The organism is Geobacillus sp. C56-T3 (assembly GCF_000092445.1).
Classification (GTDB): domain Bacteria; phylum Bacillota; class Bacilli; order Bacillales; family Anoxybacillaceae; genus Geobacillus; species Geobacillus thermoleovorans.
This window is the reverse complement of sequence record NC_014206.1, coordinates 493319-510459: the sequence shown is the minus strand read 5'-3', so window position 1 is coordinate 510459 and position 17141 is coordinate 493319. Positions and strand designations below refer to the sequence as shown.

The window sequence follows — 17141 nt, the reverse complement described above, 5'->3', positions numbered from 1 at the left end:
TCGATAAAATTCAACTCAATTTGCACTGTCACCGCTGGCTGTCAGAAGGAATGAACACGCTTTTGGCGCCGCGCAGAAATTCACGCACGAACTGTTTATACGGCTCTTTTTCGTAGCCGTCAAAATACGCCATCCCCATCCGAACGGGATCGCCGAAAAAGTAATATTCGTAATGCGTCTGTCGGGCTCCGAACGCGCTCATCGTGAGATCCCAGGCGAGCCGGAACAGCTGAACGCGCTCATAGCCGTCCACCGTCGCCCCTTGCATCGCGCGGCGGACGATATCGCCGATTTCTTCGTTGTCGAAGTCGGCTTCCGTCGGAATCGCCATCATGCCCGATGCGCCTAAAATGCGAATGATTTCCGCCAGGCGCGGATAAATGCGCGGATACCAGTTGCGCGCGGCATCGAGCGCGGCAAAATCCGGCGTCATCGTTCCCCAGCGGTCTGGCTTGGCGTTATGCTCGGCCCGGTACAAGTGGCTCTTCATCGTCTCGAGGACGAGCATGATTTCCGCCCCTTTGTCTTTCACATGCTGGAACTCGCCGATGCCGATTGCTTCGATCAGACAAAGCGTGACGCCGAGCAAAAACTCCGTTTTGACGATGTTTTTCGCCACCACTTGATGGGACATATGAATGACCGCGTTCGTCTCACGGAACGTCCGGTTGCAAATCGATGAATTGCCGCAAACAAACACGCGCTCCCACGGCACAAACACGTTTTCAAACGAAACGATGGCATCGCCCTCTTCAAAGCGGGACGCCAGCGGATGATCCCACGAACTCCGCCCGTAGTCAAACGCCTCGCGGCAAATGAACTTCACGCCCGGCGTATTGTTCGGAATGGCAAAGGCGAGCGCGTACGGGTCTTCACCAGCTGTCGATTTTTTCACGGTCGATGGAAACACTAAAATTTCGTCCGTAATCCCGCCTTGCGTCGCCAACAGACGGATGCCGCTGACGATGATCCCGTCTTTTCGCCGTTCCACCAAATGGAGCGGCACATCGGCATCGTTTTGTTCATGAAGCGCCTTGGCGCGATTCATTTGCAGATGGATGAGCGTGTGCGTCAAGCTGATGTCGTTTTCACGCGCGTACTCATAGTAGTTTTTCGCGTTTTCGGCAAACATCGGGTCATCTTCCGCAAATAGATCATTGGCGACGCCCATGGCCATGACTTCCGCGTTTAAATAATCGGGAGAACGGCCCATCATCCCCGCCGACATACGCGCCCATTCTTGCGTCGCCTCGCGGCGGGCGATGAGCTCGTCAATGGTTGTCGGCTGAATGAACGTCATGCCGACGAGTTGCCCGGTTGTCGGTGACCGGTACAACATTTTCTTCGGCTTTTCATATTGCCGGTCGTAAAGCGCCGCCATCGAACGGACGACGTTGCGGAACGCCGGATGAACGGTGACATCCTCAACTTTTTCCCCGTGGATGTACACGCTGCTTTTCGCCCGCTTGAGCCGCTCCATATACTCCTGACCTGTTTTGGCCGGCATTTTCATTCCCCCCGTTTTCACGTATAATAGATAAGGAAGCGCTATCATTCAGAATGTTCAAAATTAATATAACATATGATTTCATATATGAAAAATACAAAAATGATCAACCATCCTATACGAAAAAGATATGGAAGCAAGAGAGGAGGCACGGCCATGATCGATGTGAAGCAGCTGAAATACTTCGTCACGATTGCCGAAGAGGGGCAAATCACGAAAGCGGCGCAAAAGCTTCATATCGCCCAGCCGCCGCTCAGCCAGCAGCTGAAGCAGCTCGAAGAAGAGCTCGGCGTTCCTTTATTTGACCGGAAGGCGAAAAAAATGGAGCTCACCGCACCGGGCAAAGCGTTTTACGAAAAGGCGAAACGGCTGCTCGCCCAGCTTGATGACGCCGTAGCGGAAGTAAAAGACATCGAAGAGGGAACGGCGGGAACGCTGTCGATCGGCTGCGTTAAATCGTGCTTTTACTATTTGGCCCAAGCAATCCGTCGCTTCCATGAACAAGCTCCGAACGTGACCTTTCATCTCCGTGAAGGAGATACATTTTCCATTTGTCAGCTGCTTTACGAGCGGCGCATTGACATCGGCATCGTCCGCCTGCCGATCGACTCGGCTGATTACGACGTCATCCGTCTGCCCGGCGAACGTTATGTCGGCGTGTTGCCGGCGCAATGGAAAACCGGCCAACCCTCATTATGCATGCGCGATTTTGCGGATTGGCCGCTTCTCCTTCTCCACCGGGTGCACGGCGCCGGACAGTACGAGCGGGTCATCGAGGAATGCCGCCGCCATGGCTTTGAACCGAACGTTCTATGCGAATGCCCGGACGCGACCATATTGCTCTCCCTTGTCGCCCAAGGCCTCGGGGCCACCATTGTGCCGCAATCCACCGTAGCCTTGTTTCGCCTCCCTGGCATCAAGGTGCTGGAGATCATCGACTCTTCGATGACAGCGGAAGCCGCCGCCATCCTCGACCGACAACGGTATTTGCCGAAAAGCGCCCGAACATTCCTCGACGTGCTCCAAACCGTTGCCGCCCGCGCCGCCGGCGGACAACATGAAGAAAGATAGCGATTCCTCCAATCGTGGACGCTCAAGTGAAGGGAAAAAACAACATTGGCGTCATCTCTTCGTTGCGCCGCACTTTTTGTTCAACGACCGGCTTTCCAAAAAAAATCAGGCGCCGTTGGGCGCCTCATCACAACCCTGCCGACCGCTGCAGCCGCTTGGCGATTTCGAAAAAATCTTCGGCCGAAATCCCGGGGGCGAATTCTTCCGGCACTTCGTCCAAATCGGGGATCGCCCCCCCTTGGGGCGCTCCTTCGACCACCTCGAGCGGCTGTCCATCGCTTGGATGGGTTCCTTGCCAAATGCGGACGATTTCTTTGTAATAGCGATCGCTGAACGTATAAAGCCGGCGGTGGACGCCTTGATCCTCATACTTTCTCGCCTCGTCGAACACACGGTTATCCAACTTCGGGATCGGCAGCAGTTTCGTCACATCGACCCCCGTAGCCACTTCGATCGCTTTGGCGTACGCCAAAATATGAACGCCCCCGCGCACAAGCAAGTAGCCGATCATCTCGCGGGCGGTAGGGTGGTCCGTCATTTCATAGACGCGCATTTTATGCGTGCGCGCTCCGCATTCAAGGAAAAAGTTGTGAAGCAAATCCAAAATCAAGTTGCCGCTGTTGAACACGTACTCCCCCGTCCACGCCTTCCCCATCGAATCGCCGGGAAACGCCGTCTGCGCCGTCGCGATAAAATGATACGTATTGCGCTTGTCTTTCGCATCCTTCATCGGCGCTGTATCCGGATCACCCGGATGGGTGGAGCCGGTCAAGCAAAGGTTGATCGCATTGGACACGAGCTCCACATGGCCAAACTCTTCGGCGGTGATGCTCGCCACCAACTCGTAAAACGGGCGCAGCTTCTTTTTTTGCCGAAAATTGAATGACTGAAACAAATAATTGTTTAACGTCGACATTTCTCCGAAACGGCCGCCAAGCAGCTCCTGGACAGCGGCAGCCGCATTGGGGTCCGCGTACTTCGGCTTCGGCAATTCGATCGCCAGCCGGTCGATCCGCTGAAATACCACGACTCTTTTCCTCCTCTCCATTAATTGCTGAGGCGAACAGACACCACTTGCGCCAAGCGGATGTAATAAACCGCCTGATGCGCCGAGATGACGATATGGTCCGGCTTCACATCCCTCACAGTTCCTTGGATCGAACCGCGGACTGTTTCCACCACCACTTCTTTGCCGTTCAAAGCTTGGAAAGCGTGGTACACATACGGGTCAACCAGGGCAATGAGCTGCGGTGACGAAGCATGGGACGCGTAGGGCTGGTTCATTCTCATTTCCTCCCTTTTGATGCGCTGAAGAAGATTCCCTTTTTATCCATATGCCGCCCCATGCAGAACATGACAAAAAAACCCAACGTCGAGAAAAGAAAGCGGCCTGATGCTCAAGGACATTCAAGCCGCTTCCAAAGATGTTTACGCCGCTAGAAAGCGGCGAATGCTCGGAATCTTTTGCACAACAAAACGATCAAACAGCCAAATCGCGGCGAGCGACAAAGCAAATAGAGGCATCACGACCGCCGCGGCGATCATGCCGCCCCACACCGTTTTCGCCGCTTGAGGATCCTTCACCCGCGCCGGAGCGCCGAAACCGTCTTTCGGCTTGCGCTTGCGCCACATGACAAAGCCGCTGACGCACAAAAACACAAGCCCGAGGCAAAAAACGAGATTGACGAGCTGATTGGCCAGCCCAAACAACCGCCCTTCATGGAACGCGATGCCAATCGTAATCGCTTTGGCCAATGCGCCGTAGTCGGAAAAGCGGACATCGCTCAGAACCCGTCCCGAATATTGGTCAATATGCAAGGTGGCGTTATCCCACGGCTTCGTCTTCGATGTCGCAACGGTAAACACCCCTTTTTCCCCTTGCGGCAGCGAAATGGTGAACGGCTTTTTCACCTTTTTCGCCTCCGCGATCGCATACACCTCATCGAGCGAAAGCGGGGCCGCCTTGCGCTTGCGAACAGAAGGCACAGGCAGTTGTTCAGCCGCCCATGGCACGTCTTGCGCCACTTCTTTGGTGACCACTTTCGATTCCGGCTTCGGTCCGAAGCTGAACGCAAACGGCGGATACCCGGTGTTTGTCGCCGTCGCCACCCGGTTGATGACCTCCCCCATGACCCCTGTCCACGGCATCCCTGTCACAATGAGCAGCAAAATGCCGATGCTCAACCATATGCCTGTCACTGCATGCCAATCGCGCCAAGCCAACCGTTTTTTCGCCCGCCAGCGCGGCCAAAACGTCCCGAGAACAGAGAATGATTGCCGCGGCCACCAAAGATAGAGGCCCGTGGCCAACAAAATAAAGCCCCAACAAGCCGCCAGCTCTACAAAACGGTTGGCTGCCGTTCCGCCAATCAATAGCTCGCTGTGGATTTTTTTCGCGATTTCCGTCCAATTCTCATCCGCGCGCAATGTCCCTTGAATCTCCCCGGTATACGGATTGACAAAGGCAAACACCATTTCTCCTTTGTCCATCATCCCGATTTTCACGGTCCGATTCGCTTCTTTCTCAAGCGTCACAGAGACAACGGAATCATGCGGATATTTCTCCTTGACCCGTTCCGTCAGCTCAACGAGAGACAGCCTTTTTTCCCCAACCTTGTCCACCTCGTACAAATGGCCGTACAGAGCCGATTCGATCTGCGGCTTAAACAAATAGACGGCCCCGCTCAACGCCAAAATGATCAGAAACGGCGCAAAGATGATCCCGGCATAGAAATGCCACCTCCAGACCGCCGCATACATCGGCCGCTGTTTGTCCGCCGCCTTCACCGTTTGTTCCACAGTTTTCCCCCCTGCCATGTTTTCATGTTTTTCAGTAGGCAGTATAGAACAAAACTGTGTCCAAACGGTGAGCAATCGGCGAAAATGGGGTGAAATGAAACGGCCGGACAGACCAGTCCGCCTCGTCATCCAATCAACCCAAGACGCAGCGCTTTTGCCACCGCTTCCGTCCGATTTTTCGCGTTGAGTTTCCTTAAGGCGCTGGAAATGTAGTCGCGCACCGTAAATTCGCTCAAATAAAGCTGACAGGCCGCTTCCAATGTCGAGGCTCCGTCGGCGAGCAGCTTCAAAATCTCAATTTCTCTTGGCGACAAGGATTCCGCCATCCCTTCCCATTCTTTTTTTGGCGCCTTGATCCATTTCAACAGCAACTCCCCCGCGCTTTGGCCAAATTTCATCAGCGCGGGAAACAGGCGGCGGTCAACGGCAAAGAAGCGGCCCGGTCCGCGGTCGAGAACGACGCCTCCAATCATCCTCCCTTCCGTCGGCACATACACCGGAACGATCACCAGCGAGGCCAAACCGAACGGGTCCACATACAGGCGCGGAAACTGTTCGCTCGCCCTCGGCACATAAATCGGACGAAAATGGCGAAATTCATGCACTTCCGCTTTCAATTTTCCCACACTTTCTTTCAACATCGGAATGCTGTCCAATTCCACGCGCAAGCGCTGAATTTGCCCGTTGTCCACGCCATGCCCGTGCAGACCGATGGCTGTGCTCTCCTGATTGACAAATTGAAACAGAGCGCAGCGGCTGAAAGGAAGAAAATAGGAAAAACCAAAACAAATATGCGCCGCCGATTCCTCAAACGTCTGCGCCCGCAAAATCCATTCGTTGAACAAAATGACGGCGTCTTTCCACAAGGATTCTTTTTTCCACGAGGAATCGCCGCCGATTTTGAATGATTGCTCATTCACTTCATACAACAACCATTCATTCCATTTAAAAAACAAATACCGCACGGCTGGGTGCAGCGCAGCGGCTGCTGATGCATGCGCCTTCAACACTTGATGAACCGTATTTTCCATTAAATTCAGGGAAAATATGATCATCTCCGGATGAAACGCCGCAATGCGTTCGAGATGCCCATTCGCTGGATGTTCGCCCCCGTACGGGAGCAATCTTGCCTGAACGAATGCGCACAGCGTGGAAAACACCTCTTGAACCCGCGCATTCCGCTTGCCAAGCGCTTCGCCGATCCGCTTCCATTCCCGGTTCAATTCCGCCGCATACCTATGCAAGATGTCGGCCGCTTCATGAAGCAAACGAAGCAAATGATCATTTAATTCCTTCGACATCCCCATCCTCCCCCCGCATCCCCGCTAGTTATCGACTACTTTGATCATCTACTTTCTTAATTCGATCGGCCAATTCCTTCTTTTGCCCGTCACGGTTGTCCAAGAGCACTTAAAAAATCCGACAAACATAGGGATTTAATGGAACATATAATTGTCATAAAATTTAAACAGATTTACTAAAGCGCTTACAGCGCTTATCATTCAAAAAAAGGGGGAGGAGAAACGCCATGGAAATGGCAACAAAACCGGTCATCATTGGGGGGCGTACAGCGAAAAAGCCGCTGATCGCCGCACTGTTGGGAGGGTTCCTGCTTCTCGGAGCCTTGCTGTCGATCTTCGGGCTGACAGGCGTCGCCTATGCCGTACCAATCAGCGGGGTCGGCGAATTTACCGTTCAATTTGACAAACTGAATGGCAGCGGGTTTAAAATGTACGGCGGCGTGGCGGAAGCAGGCAATGCGCCGCAGACGCCGGTCTTCGTCAATGAAATGGATAAAGCGACGATTCAAGGTCTTCGGATTTCGAAAGACTTCCCGGCCTTGGGCATTCGCGTCGTCATTGTCGCGAGCGAGCCTGTCTCCATTGACGGCCTCGTGCAAAAAGCGACGCAAATCAACGGCAACATCTCCTTCGGCAGCTTGACGATGAAAGAAAGCTATGTCGGCGATACCAGCAACCCAGTCGAGAAAGCGGCCAAAGAATTCACACAAGGAGCCGACAGCATTACGATCGAAAACGGTGATATCAAAACCGTCTACTTATTCCAGCAAAAAGTGTCGCTGCCGGGCATGAAAGTGTACTTTGAAAAACTCAACTAATTTCAGTAAGGATGAGAAACATTGGGCATCATTCGTTCTAGCTGGCAGGCGTTCGGTCGCTGGCGGAAACGCCGCCCGTTTTGGGGGGCGACGTTTCTCTTGTTATCAAGCCTTGTGATTTTATGGATTCCGATGCAGCTATACGAAATTTCTCTCGTTCCCGGAAGCATGGTGTTCGCCGGCTTTTTCCTTGGCGGCATGGTCATGTTGATGGGGATTCTTTCCTACGCCATGCCGCGGCTATCCACCTTGCTCGGCATCATCGGTATGTTCAGTGCCATTCTGTCGATCATGGGCGCCTTGGGCGGCTTCTTAGTCGGCACGATTCTCGGCATCATCGGCGGGGCGCTTTGCATCGCCTGGCGCCCGCAATGGGCCGAAGCCGACACTCCTGCCGCTCATCGTGAAGCAGCGGCAGACAAAGAGCCATCCGCCGCAACCGACTAACAAGGCGCCGATCGCTCGGCCGAACGAAGCGAAAGATTCGCTCGTTCGGCCTTCTTTTTTATCTCTTTTTCCCGATCACGAATCCATTCATCATGAACAAACGAGGCGCATATTCATATTATGGGCCCATCATCGCTGCAGAACAAGATGAAAGAAGGAGGGACCGCCATGAAACACCTTTCTATCGACCGGCTACACACCCAGTTCGCCGCCGGAACCACCCATACGTTCCCGCTCATCGGACGAATGTATACGTTAACTCACTCCGATGCGACGGGAGACCTCTATTTAGCGATCGGCCGCTCGTTCGCGACCACACGGCTCAATGCCATGCGCGATGAAGTATTGGGAGAATGGAAACAGGCAGGGCAACATCTCGCCTTGTTCATTTATGTGTTTGTCGGCAGCAAGCAGATGGGCAAGGAAGAAAACATCCGCAGAAAGCAAGTATTCGAAAAGGAATTGCCCTTGGCGCTAGAAGCCATTCGCTACGGAGACCGGCACTTTTTCCGTCATTTCCCTTCCTGCGATGGCAGTCCGATTTTGGTTCATTTCACTTCCGAATACCCAGAACTGAACCGAACAGAGACGTACGGAATCCCCTATATGTATCGTTGACTCTTTCTTTTTGCACGTTCTGCGCAAGATTCACAAACACCTCATCGGCTTTCAGGTGACGGGGCAACCGACGATGGTTGGTTGCGGAAACGGCCCGACACGTGAGCCACATTGGAACTCCGCAAAAACAAAAACGACCGCCAACGCGGCCGCACCAAGGTTTTGCTATGTTCCATCGGTTTGGATGTTGGAAATGGAGACGGTGGGAGTCGAACCCACGTCCAGAGGCATCGCCACTTAAGCATCTACGAGCGTAGTCGGTATATTTCGCTTCGCCGTCCGTTCCGCCTACCGACAGGCCTCCCGGCGGCTAGCCTGGTTCGTCTCTTCCCTCATCCTCAGGCGGCGGATTTGGGCGTAGCCCGCTTCATATGAGCCCCTCGAACGCCACGCGGGCGATGGCGGGAGGAGCTAGCTGCAGCAATTAGGCAGCTAAAGCGTAGTTTTGTTTGCCAGTTATCTTTAGGTGACGTTTTTACGAGGACGTCCCCCTCGGCTCGCCGCTTAAGCTCGACCTACCCCTGTCGAATCCGGATCGTCCCCGCGGTGGCGAAGAAAGACCGGAACAGCTTAAGCCATGGATAACTGGCTGTTGCATGATTTATTATACCATGGCGATGCGCATTTTCAATGGGAATGTTTTCAATCCCGGTGAAAAACGGTCATTTTTGCCAAAGCGATGGAGTTCGCCAGGAAAGAAGAGCCGATGTTTCAATGCTTCTCCACTTGAGAAGATTCGATTGAGAACTGTTTTTCCCATACACCACCCACTCCCTATAAGGCTGGTGAAAAACGGGTTTTGCACCCAGATCGGCGGCGCTGGACGAGAAAGGCATGTCGATCCAACAGGGTTTTTCTAATAGAAAAAGAATTGGGATCTCCCGTTTTTTCTTTGAATCACCAACCCTCTATAGTTTTTGCCGCTCGCGGAACGCCCGCTCGATTTCGCGCTGCGCTTCTTTCCGCTTCATGTCTTCCCGTTTGTCGTATTTTTTCTTTCCTTTGGCCACCCCGAGCTCCACTTTGGCAAAGCCGTTCTTGATATACAATTTGAGCGGCACGAGCGTATACCCTTGCTCTTTCGTGTAGCCGATCAGCTTGTTGATTTCGCGGCGGTGCAAAAGGAGCTTTCTCGTCCGAAGCGGATCATGGTTGTAGCGGTTGCCTTGTTCGTACGGGCTGATATGCATGTTATGGAGAAACACTTCCCCTTTTTCCACTTTGGCGAACGAATCTTTCAAATTCACCCGGCCGTTGCGGATCGATTTGATTTCCGTCCCTTGCAGCACAAGGCCGGCTTCATACGTCTCTTCGATGAAATAGTCGTGGTGCGCTTTTTTGTTTTGGGCGATCACTTTTCCTTCGCCTTTCGGCATCCGTTTTCCCCCTCCTCATCGTAGCGTTTCTTATTTTACCAAAAACGAAAAAGAAGGAAAAGCCGCCCGTTCGGCTTTTCCTCACCGTTTTTTCTTTTTCTTCTTTTTCGGCTTCGCGCTGCGGTTTGAGCCGCTTTGCGCTTTCGGCTCCGCCTTCGCTTTTCCTTTCTTTTGCTTTTTCCCTTCAATGACGACCGGAGCGGCTTTCGCTTTCGGCGGACGGCGTCCCTTCATGCCGACGACTTCAAAATCGACGATCCGTTCGTCTTTGTTCACGTTGATGACGCGGACGGTGATTTCATCGCCGATGCGGTACATTTTCCCGGTCCGTTCGCCGATCAACGCGTAGTGGCGTTCGTCGTAGCGGTAATAGTCGTCCGTTAAGTAGCTGACGTGCACCAAGCCTTCGATCGTGTTCGGCAGCTCAACGAACAAGCCGAAGTTCGTCACCGAGCTGATAATGCCGTCAAACTCCATCTCGATTTTGTCTTCCATAAACTCGGTTTTCTTCAGATCGTCCGTCTCCCGCTCCGCCTCAACGGCGCGCCGCTCCATATCGGAAGCGTGTTCCGCAATTTCAGGCAGCTTTTCCGCCCATTTTTGCTGGGTGTCAAGATCCATCTGGCCGTTAATGAGATACGTCCGGATCAACCGATGGACGATCAAATCCGGGTAGCGGCGGATCGGTGACGTAAAATGGGTGTAAAACTCGGTCGACAGGCCGTAATGGCCGAGGCTCTCGGCGTCATAGCGCGCCTGTTTCATCGACCGAAGCATGACGGTCGAGATCACCATTTCTTCCGGCTCGCCGCGCACCGCTTCGAGAATTTGCTGGAGGGCGCGCGGATGGATTTGGTTGCCCGTTCCTTTCACGACATAGCCGAAGTTCGTGATGAACTCTAAAAAGCGCTGCAGTTTTTCCGGCTTCGGATCCTCGTGAACACGGTAAATAAATGGCACGTTCAACCAATGGAAATGCTCAGCCACCGTTTCGTTCGCCGCCAGCATAAACTCTTCAATCAACTGCTCAGCGACCGACCGCTCGCGCAAGACGACATCGTACGGCTTGCCGTTTTCATCGACAAGCACCTTCGCCTCCTTAAAATCGAAATCAATCGCCCCGCGCTTCATCCGCTTCGCCCGCAAAATGTCAGCAAGCTCAGCCATCAGCTCAAACATCGGCACAAGCGGCCCATATTTTTCCCGCAAGGCTTCGTCTTTGTCAACGAGAATTTTATTGACATCGGAATACGTCATCCGTTCCGCCGTGCGGATGACGCTTGGGAAAATTTCATGGCGGACGACTTCTCCTTGCGGGGTGATTTCCATTTCGCACGAGAGCGTCAGCCGATCGACTTTCGGGTTGAGCGAGCAAATGCCGTTCGACAGCCGATGCGGGATCATCGGGATAACGCGGTCAACCAAATAAACGCTCGTGCCGCGTTCATACGCCTCGCGGTCAATAGGCGAGCCTTCCTCAACATAGTAGCTGACATCGGCGATATGAACGCCGAGCTTATAGTTGCCGTTTTCCAGCTTCGTCACGGTCACCGCGTCATCCAAATCCTTCGCATCTTCCCCGTCAATCGTGACGATCATCTCGCCGCGCAAATCGCGGCGCCCTTCCAAGTCTTTCTCCGTAATGACGTCCGGCACCCGGTTGGCGTGCTCGATCACGTCTTCTGGAAATTGAAGCGGAAGGCCGTATTTATAGATGATCGCCAAAATGTCGACGCCCGGGTCGTTTTTATGACCGAGAATTTGCACGACTTCCCCTTCAGCGCTCATTCGTCCTTCCGGGTACGAGGTGAGCCGGACGACGACTTTATGCCCTTCGACCGCGCCGTTCGCCGCGTTTTTCGGGATGAAAATGTCATTGACGATCCGTTTGTCATCCGGGATGACAAAGCCGAAATATTTGCTTTCCGTGTACGTGCCGACGACCTCTTTCACCCCGCGCTCCAAAATGCGGACGATCGTTCCTTCGCGGCGCGCCCCGGATGAATCGGCTTGGACGCGCACAAGCACCGTGTCGCCATGCATCGCGTTTTTCAATTCGGACGGCGGGATGAAAATATCATCCAGTCCCGGCTCCTCCGGTGTGACAAACGCGAATCCTTTCGGGTGGCCAATCACCTTGCCGCGCACGAGATTCATCCGCTCAGGCACGCCGTAGCGGTTGCTGCGCGTACGGACGACAAGACCTTCCTCTTCCATGGCGACAAGCGTTTTGACAAACGTTTTAAACTCCTCAGCATCCGCAATCCCAAACGCTTCCTCCAGTTCCTCAACGGTCAGCGGTTTGTACGCCTCATCGCGCATAAACGTTAAAATGCGTTCGGCCAACATATGATCCATTGGCCATCCCCTCCTTTCTCCATTACCAATCTAACGATTCAAGAAATGCATAAATATCTTCATGCAGCTGATCTTTTTCTTGATCAAGCGTAATCACATGGCCTGATTGCTCATACCATTTGATTTGTTTGACCGGCGATTCAATTTCGTTATAAATGATGTTCGCGCTGTCTGGATTGATCATCTCATCATGGCGCGCTTGGACGACGAACGTCGGTGCATAAACCAAATCAAGGTGGGCGCGCACATCGGCAATGAGTTCTTGCAAGGCTTTCAACGTCTTCATCGGCGTTTGTTTGAACCGTTCCATTTCCTGTTCGATCTGTTCTTCTGATTTTCCTTCCCGCTTTTTATACTCGCGCGCATACTCGAGCACGCCTTCGTACATCGTTTCTTCGCTTTTGATGTACATCGGCGCGCACATCGTCACAATGCCTTGTATAGGTACAGTGTAGCCTAATTTGAGAGAAAATACGCCTCCAAGAGACAATCCAGCCACGGCAATTTTTTCGTAGCCTTTGTTTTTCAAAAACTGATAGCCGTTCATGACGTCTTGCCACCAATCATCCGGTCCGGTGTGAACGAGCTCTTCCGGCGGCACGCCATGCCCTTTGTAAATCGGCGCATGGCACGTGTAGCCTTTTGATTCGAGAAAGCGTCCGAGCATCCGGACATCTGCGGAGTTGCCGGTGAACCCATGCAAAAGCAGCACCGCCCGCTCCCCGGCTTCAAAGAAAAACGGCTTCGGCGGAACAATTTTCATCATAGGTTCTCCTTCCTCTCTAGTGTGAAATAGAAAGGGCAGCCCTTCATTCTATGGACCGCCCCATGTTTGACTTATGATGGCTGTACGTACGTAACCAAGATCGTCAATACGAAAAACAAGACGGCCAACACGACCGTGACGCGCTGAAACACCGCATCGAGCCCACGGGCTTTCTGCTTCCCGAACAATTGCTCGGCGCCGCCGGTGATCGCCCCCGACAGCCCGGCGCTGCGGCCCGACTGCAGCAAGACAACTGCGATCAGCGCGATCGACACAATGACAAGCAGCGTCACAAGCAAGGCATGCATGCCTGACACCTCCAACGACCGACGTTGCAATAATTTCACTATACCATAGATCGCCGTTGGCGGCAACTGGCGGGCCTGTCTCAACACAACGAAAGGAACAGATTCTCTTTTTTGTGAAACATTAGATTGGAAAGCCCCTCATCTAAAAGTTTTAAAAAAATACAAGCCAGAAGATGCTCAAATGGAGGAAATCGATGAAATCATTGACGAATGCCTGGCAAAAATCGCAACGTATCTGACCTGATCTGATCGGCCTGGAGGCAGCGAAAGAATGGAACGATGTTAAAGGAAAGACTACATTTCCTGTCTTTTCTAGAAGGCCGGTGAAAAACGGCTGTCACGAGCAAATCAGCGGCATTTCGCCAAAAAAGAAGGCTGATTTCGCAAGGTTTTGCTAATTGAGAAATAGCTGGAACTAGCAGCATTTTGTACTTTTTCACCAGCCTCCTAGAGGGCTAAATCGAAGGGATGGGGCCAAAAAAATCCCTGCCCCTCCCCTTTGGCATAGATGGGGGAGCGTTTCATCCTCCATCCGCTTGACGCTCCATGAATCGGGTGCGGTATGATCATTGTCGTCCGCCGCCGAAATACGTTACAATAGAAAGCAAATCGGCAACGACTGGAGGGACTTCAATGGCAAGACCGGACGAACGAGTCGTCATCGCGATTGACGGCTATCAATTCAAACGGGCGCGGGAGGCGAAGAAAGGGAAAATTTTCGTCACCTCGCCGATTGGGGCGAACTTTACGTTTGACGTCAACGTCATGCGCAAGCTCATCGAGGCCATCGACCGCGACCCGGCGCTGGCGGAACAGTTCGGGCTTCCTTCTCAGGGGGCAAACGAATAACAAAGGAACGGCGGTTGGCCGTTCCTTTGTTGGTTTAGCGGAGAGAGGCCGAAGCTCCATTTTTTCACAGATGGCGGTGCTCCCTCACGAATCAAATCTTCTAGCGTCCTTGCCATGCCGCCCGCTCGCGGCCAAACGGATCATCTTCGACATGGCTGGCGGCTGAAAAGACAAAGGCCGCCTTGCGCTCGCTCGTATACGCCGGCCACGCTTCCGGCAAGTGATCGCCGTTCGGGTTGCCGGTGCGGGCAAACGCCAGCCAGGCGTAATGCATTTGGTCAGCGATCGCCTCGCGCTCCGGCCGGTTGCCGACGAAATTCGCGACGCCCGGCTGATGGAGATTGTGAAACACAAACGGCAGCTCGAGCGCGTGGCATGCTTTCAGCTGCCCGCCGAACACCGGCGTTTCATAGTCAAACCGGTACATGTACACATCCGCTCCGTGGGCCGCTTGGGCGTCCGCTGTCCGCAGCATCCCCTCGACAAACACGCGGTACGTCATGATGCGAAGCCACTTTTGCCAGGCGGGCGTCGACGGCTCCGCCGTTTCTGCATAATAGCGAATCGCCGCCTCCGGCACGGGCCCGACTTCACGGTTGATCCGGTCAAGCAGTTCGTGTTCGCCAAGCTTCATCCATGACGGATCCGTCAAGGTAAACAGGTTGTACTCGTCTTTCGTCACGCCGATGAGAATCGGAATGCCGCTGGCCGCCCCGTCGTGGAGCGCCTTGATCGGATGGCGCCGCAATACGCGGCCATCCACCACCGGACCGTACATGATTCCCGGACCGATCGACAGCGCCGCCCGCAGCAGCTCCTCGGCGGGAATCGACAAGAGCCGGCCGCGGTCGCCCGGACGGATGCCGGCGCGCTCGAGAATGCGCTCGGTCATCGCCATGGCGGTCTTGGGCGAACGGAGGAGAAGCGATCCCGAACCGCTTTGCAAAATGGCGCGCCGAAACAGCCCCCTCGCCTCCGGAAGCGACAACAGCACGCCGACGCTCGCCGCTCCGGCCGATTCGCCGAAAATCGTCACATTGTCCGGATCGCCGCCAAACGCCTCAATGTTCTCCTTCACCCAGCGCAATGCCGCCACTTGGTCCAAAATTCCGAGATTCCCGGCTTGAGCGTACTCTTCGCCAAACAAATCCCCCAGATGCAAAAAGCCAAACACGTTCATTCGGTAGTTGATCGTCACAACAACAACATCGCCGTGTTTCGCGAACGCCGTCCCATCATACCACGGCGAAGAACCCGAACCGAACAAAAAGGCGCCGCCATGAATCCAAAACAACACCGGGCGCTTCTTCCCATCCGCCGCGGGCGACCAAATGTTCAGGTACAGCCCGTCTTCGCTCGGCGCCTCGCTCATCCGCCCGAGCAATCCGCTGAAAATCGTATCCGACGGCTGCATGACCACGGGGCCAAACGCGGCCGCCTCCCGCACCCCATCCCACGCATCGGGCGGTTCCGGCGGAAGAAACCGACGCTCGCCGACCGGCGCTTTCGCATACGGAATTCCTTTCCAAACGAAAACGCCTTCCTTCGTCCCCCCGCGCAGCCGTCCATACCGTGTTTCGACAACGGTTGGTTCCATTCCCTTTCCTCCCGAATATTCAAATGATTCAAAAATATTATAAACCAACAGCCAGTCTGCGTCCATCGTTTTGCGACCGCACGCGAGGTTCTCATACCGCGTCCAAAAGAGAGGTGCCCCGCCCATGCACAAAAGTAAAGATAGACGCGGCCGAAACAGTCAGCGCCATGAAAAAGATGATTCTAGGCGCGATCACCTTAAGCGGCGTTGTTCGGTCGCCCGACAGTCGATCAAATACTCGGGAAAAGCTGCAAATGGTAAAACTTCAAATTGCATCTATATAGTTGAGCAAATTCACTAATAAACTGTAGGTTGGTCTCTTTGTTAACGGAAAATATTGTAATGAAAATTGCTCATCTACAGTTATTTACACATCAGTGGTAGAGGAGGTATTTACTTGAAAGGGAAATTTAAGAAATTTTTGGTAGCCTCATCGTTTGTAACACTACTATCTGGATTGAATTTGGTAAACTATGCTTTTGCAGACTCAAAAGTTGTAAACAATGAAAGCAAAGAAGTTAAAGAAGTTAAAGAAGTGTTAGAACAAAAAGAAAAACTTAAACAAAGTGTGAATATTGATAAGTATGACTTGGTCAGAAAATCAGAATTGGGAGTTAAAGAGGGTTATGACAAGGATGACCCTGAGCCGGACTGGGCGCCTGGTGATTCTTTTGGTTCACCCAAAGGTACGAATAACATATCTTTCGCGGCGTTTGCACCTGGCGATATTATTGGAGTACATGATGGTTCAGTAGCATGGGGGTATTATCGTCATGCCGCTGTATGGGACGGTACTTATTATACTGGTAGTTTAGATTCATATGCATTCATTGAAGCGAATGTAGAAAACCAACCTGGTGACGGACAAAGTAATGTCCACTATTCCACGGCAAGGAAATTTAGAAACTACGACCAAGCCGTCGGTTTATATGTCTATACTTTAGAACAGCAATTTAGAACCCTTGCCCGTAATTACATTAGAAACCAATTAGGAGAACCATACAAATTTGTAGGTTCTTACAAGTCGGATACCAGCACGTGGTATTGTAGCAAATTAGCTTGGAAAGCGTATTATGATATGGGGAATCGTGATTTGGATTACGATGGCGGGTTATACGTTTATCCGGATGATATTTATCAAGACGGAGATACTAAAATATTTGCAACCGGTTCATGACTCTGCTGATTAATACGCAATACTTGATGGTAAAATAATCTTTAGAAGGCTAGTGAAAAACTAGTTTTTTGCTCAAATCGGCGGTATTTGATCAGAAACGAGAACAGCTCTGAAAAGGCTTATCTCATTGAAAAAAAGAGTTAGGGTGA

General features: G+C 52.8%; 16 protein-coding genes and 1 other RNA gene. 6 read left to right on the top strand and 11 right to left on the bottom strand.

Annotation, left to right across the window (positions count from 1 at the left end; translation table 11 throughout):
• Positions 1–28 precede the first annotated feature (28 nt).
• Positions 29–1507: a 4-hydroxyphenylacetate 3-monooxygenase, oxygenase component gene (gene hpaB, locus GC56T3_RS02615; protein WP_013144275.1), complete on the bottom strand. Its 1479-nt coding sequence runs from the start codon at positions 1505–1507 to the stop codon at positions 29–31.
• Positions 1508–1663: 156 nt separating this feature from the next.
• Between hpaB and GC56T3_RS02610 the strand changes: the two genes are divergently transcribed.
• Positions 1664–2578, top strand: coding sequence for a LysR family transcriptional regulator (locus tag GC56T3_RS02610; RefSeq protein ID WP_013144274.1), 915 nt, complete (start codon positions 1664–1666; stop codon positions 2576–2578).
• 127 nt (positions 2579–2705) lie between these two features.
• On the opposite strand, the gene GC56T3_RS02605 is transcribed toward GC56T3_RS02610, so the two are convergent.
• The 4 genes from GC56T3_RS02605 to GC56T3_RS02590 form a co-directional block, all read right to left on the bottom strand.
• Positions 2706–3605 (bottom strand): manganese catalase family protein, encoded by a 900-nt coding sequence (locus tag GC56T3_RS02605; RefSeq protein WP_011232506.1) that lies wholly within the window; start codon positions 3603–3605, stop codon positions 2706–2708.
• A gap of 20 nt (positions 3606–3625) precedes the next feature.
• Positions 3626–3862, bottom strand: coding sequence for a YuzF family protein (locus GC56T3_RS02600; protein WP_013144273.1), 237 nt, complete (start codon positions 3860–3862; stop codon positions 3626–3628).
• Positions 3863–4006: 144 nt separating this feature from the next.
• Positions 4007–5377 carry a PepSY domain-containing protein gene (locus GC56T3_RS02595; RefSeq protein WP_013144272.1) on the bottom strand — a complete coding sequence of 457 codons (1371 nt, stop codon included), beginning with the start codon at positions 5375–5377 and terminating at the stop codon, positions 4007–4009.
• Positions 5378–5502: 125 nt separating this feature from the next.
• A complete protein-coding gene (locus tag GC56T3_RS02590) occupies positions 5503–6678 on the bottom strand; it encodes a response regulator transcription factor (protein ID WP_013144271.1) in 1176 nt (391 codons plus the stop codon).
• A 227-nt stretch (positions 6679–6905) separates the two neighbouring features.
• Here GC56T3_RS02590 and GC56T3_RS02585 point away from each other — a divergent pair, with 227 nt between their 5' ends.
• The 3 genes from GC56T3_RS02585 to GC56T3_RS02575 all read left to right on the top strand — a co-directional run bounded on the left by GC56T3_RS02585 (position 6906) and on the right by GC56T3_RS02575 (position 8561).
• Positions 6906–7496, top strand: coding sequence for a DUF6230 family protein (locus tag GC56T3_RS02585; RefSeq protein ID WP_011232510.1), 591 nt, complete (start codon positions 6906–6908; stop codon positions 7494–7496).
• Between the two features lie 21 nt (positions 7497–7517).
• A complete protein-coding gene (locus tag GC56T3_RS02580) occupies positions 7518–7943 on the top strand; it encodes a DUF6114 domain-containing protein (protein ID WP_013144270.1) in 426 nt (141 codons plus the stop codon).
• 168 nt (positions 7944–8111) lie between these two features.
• Positions 8112–8561 (top strand): staygreen family protein, encoded by a 450-nt coding sequence (locus tag GC56T3_RS02575; protein ID WP_013144269.1) that lies wholly within the window; start codon positions 8112–8114, stop codon positions 8559–8561.
• A 191-nt stretch (positions 8562–8752) separates the two neighbouring features.
• On the opposite strand, the gene ssrA is transcribed toward GC56T3_RS02575, so the two are convergent.
• The 5 genes from ssrA to secG all read right to left on the bottom strand — a co-directional run bounded on the left by ssrA (position 8753) and on the right by secG (position 13369).
• Positions 8753–9104, bottom strand: a transfer-messenger RNA (tmRNA) gene (ssrA, locus tag GC56T3_RS18255).
• A 365-nt stretch (positions 9105–9469) separates the two neighbouring features.
• On the bottom strand, positions 9470–9937 hold the full coding sequence (gene smpB, locus GC56T3_RS02570; RefSeq protein WP_013144268.1) for an SsrA-binding protein SmpB: 468 nt from the start codon (positions 9935–9937) through the stop codon (positions 9470–9472).
• An 81-nt stretch (positions 9938–10018) separates the two neighbouring features.
• Positions 10019–12295: a ribonuclease R gene (gene rnr, locus GC56T3_RS02565; protein ID WP_013144267.1), complete on the bottom strand. Its 2277-nt coding sequence runs from the start codon at positions 12293–12295 to the stop codon at positions 10019–10021.
• Positions 12296–12317: 22 nt separating this feature from the next.
• Positions 12318–13058 carry a carboxylesterase gene (estA, locus tag GC56T3_RS02560; RefSeq protein ID WP_011232515.1) on the bottom strand — a complete coding sequence of 247 codons (741 nt, stop codon included), beginning with the start codon at positions 13056–13058 and terminating at the stop codon, positions 12318–12320.
• Positions 13059–13132: 74 nt separating this feature from the next.
• The gene (gene secG, locus GC56T3_RS02555) at positions 13133–13369 is read right to left on the bottom strand and encodes a preprotein translocase subunit SecG (protein WP_013144265.1); all 237 of its coding nucleotides are present in this window, start codon (positions 13367–13369) and stop codon (positions 13133–13135) included.
• Positions 13370–14002: 633 nt separating this feature from the next.
• Here secG and GC56T3_RS02550 point away from each other — a divergent pair.
• Complete coding sequence (locus tag GC56T3_RS02550) at positions 14003–14218, top strand: hypothetical protein (protein ID WP_013144264.1); 216 nt, start codon at positions 14003–14005, stop codon at positions 14216–14218.
• Positions 14219–14318: 100 nt separating this feature from the next.
• On the opposite strand, the gene GC56T3_RS02545 is transcribed toward GC56T3_RS02550, so the two are convergent.
• Complete coding sequence (locus GC56T3_RS02545) at positions 14319–15815, bottom strand: carboxylesterase/lipase family protein (protein WP_013144263.1); 1497 nt, start codon at positions 15813–15815, stop codon at positions 14319–14321.
• 397 nt (positions 15816–16212) lie between these two features.
• Here GC56T3_RS02545 and GC56T3_RS02540 point away from each other — a divergent pair, with 397 nt between their 5' ends.
• Positions 16213–16992: a YiiX/YebB-like N1pC/P60 family cysteine hydrolase gene (locus GC56T3_RS02540; protein ID WP_013144262.1), complete on the top strand. Its 780-nt coding sequence runs from the start codon at positions 16213–16215 to the stop codon at positions 16990–16992.
• The last annotated feature ends 149 nt before the right edge of the window (positions 16993–17141 follow it).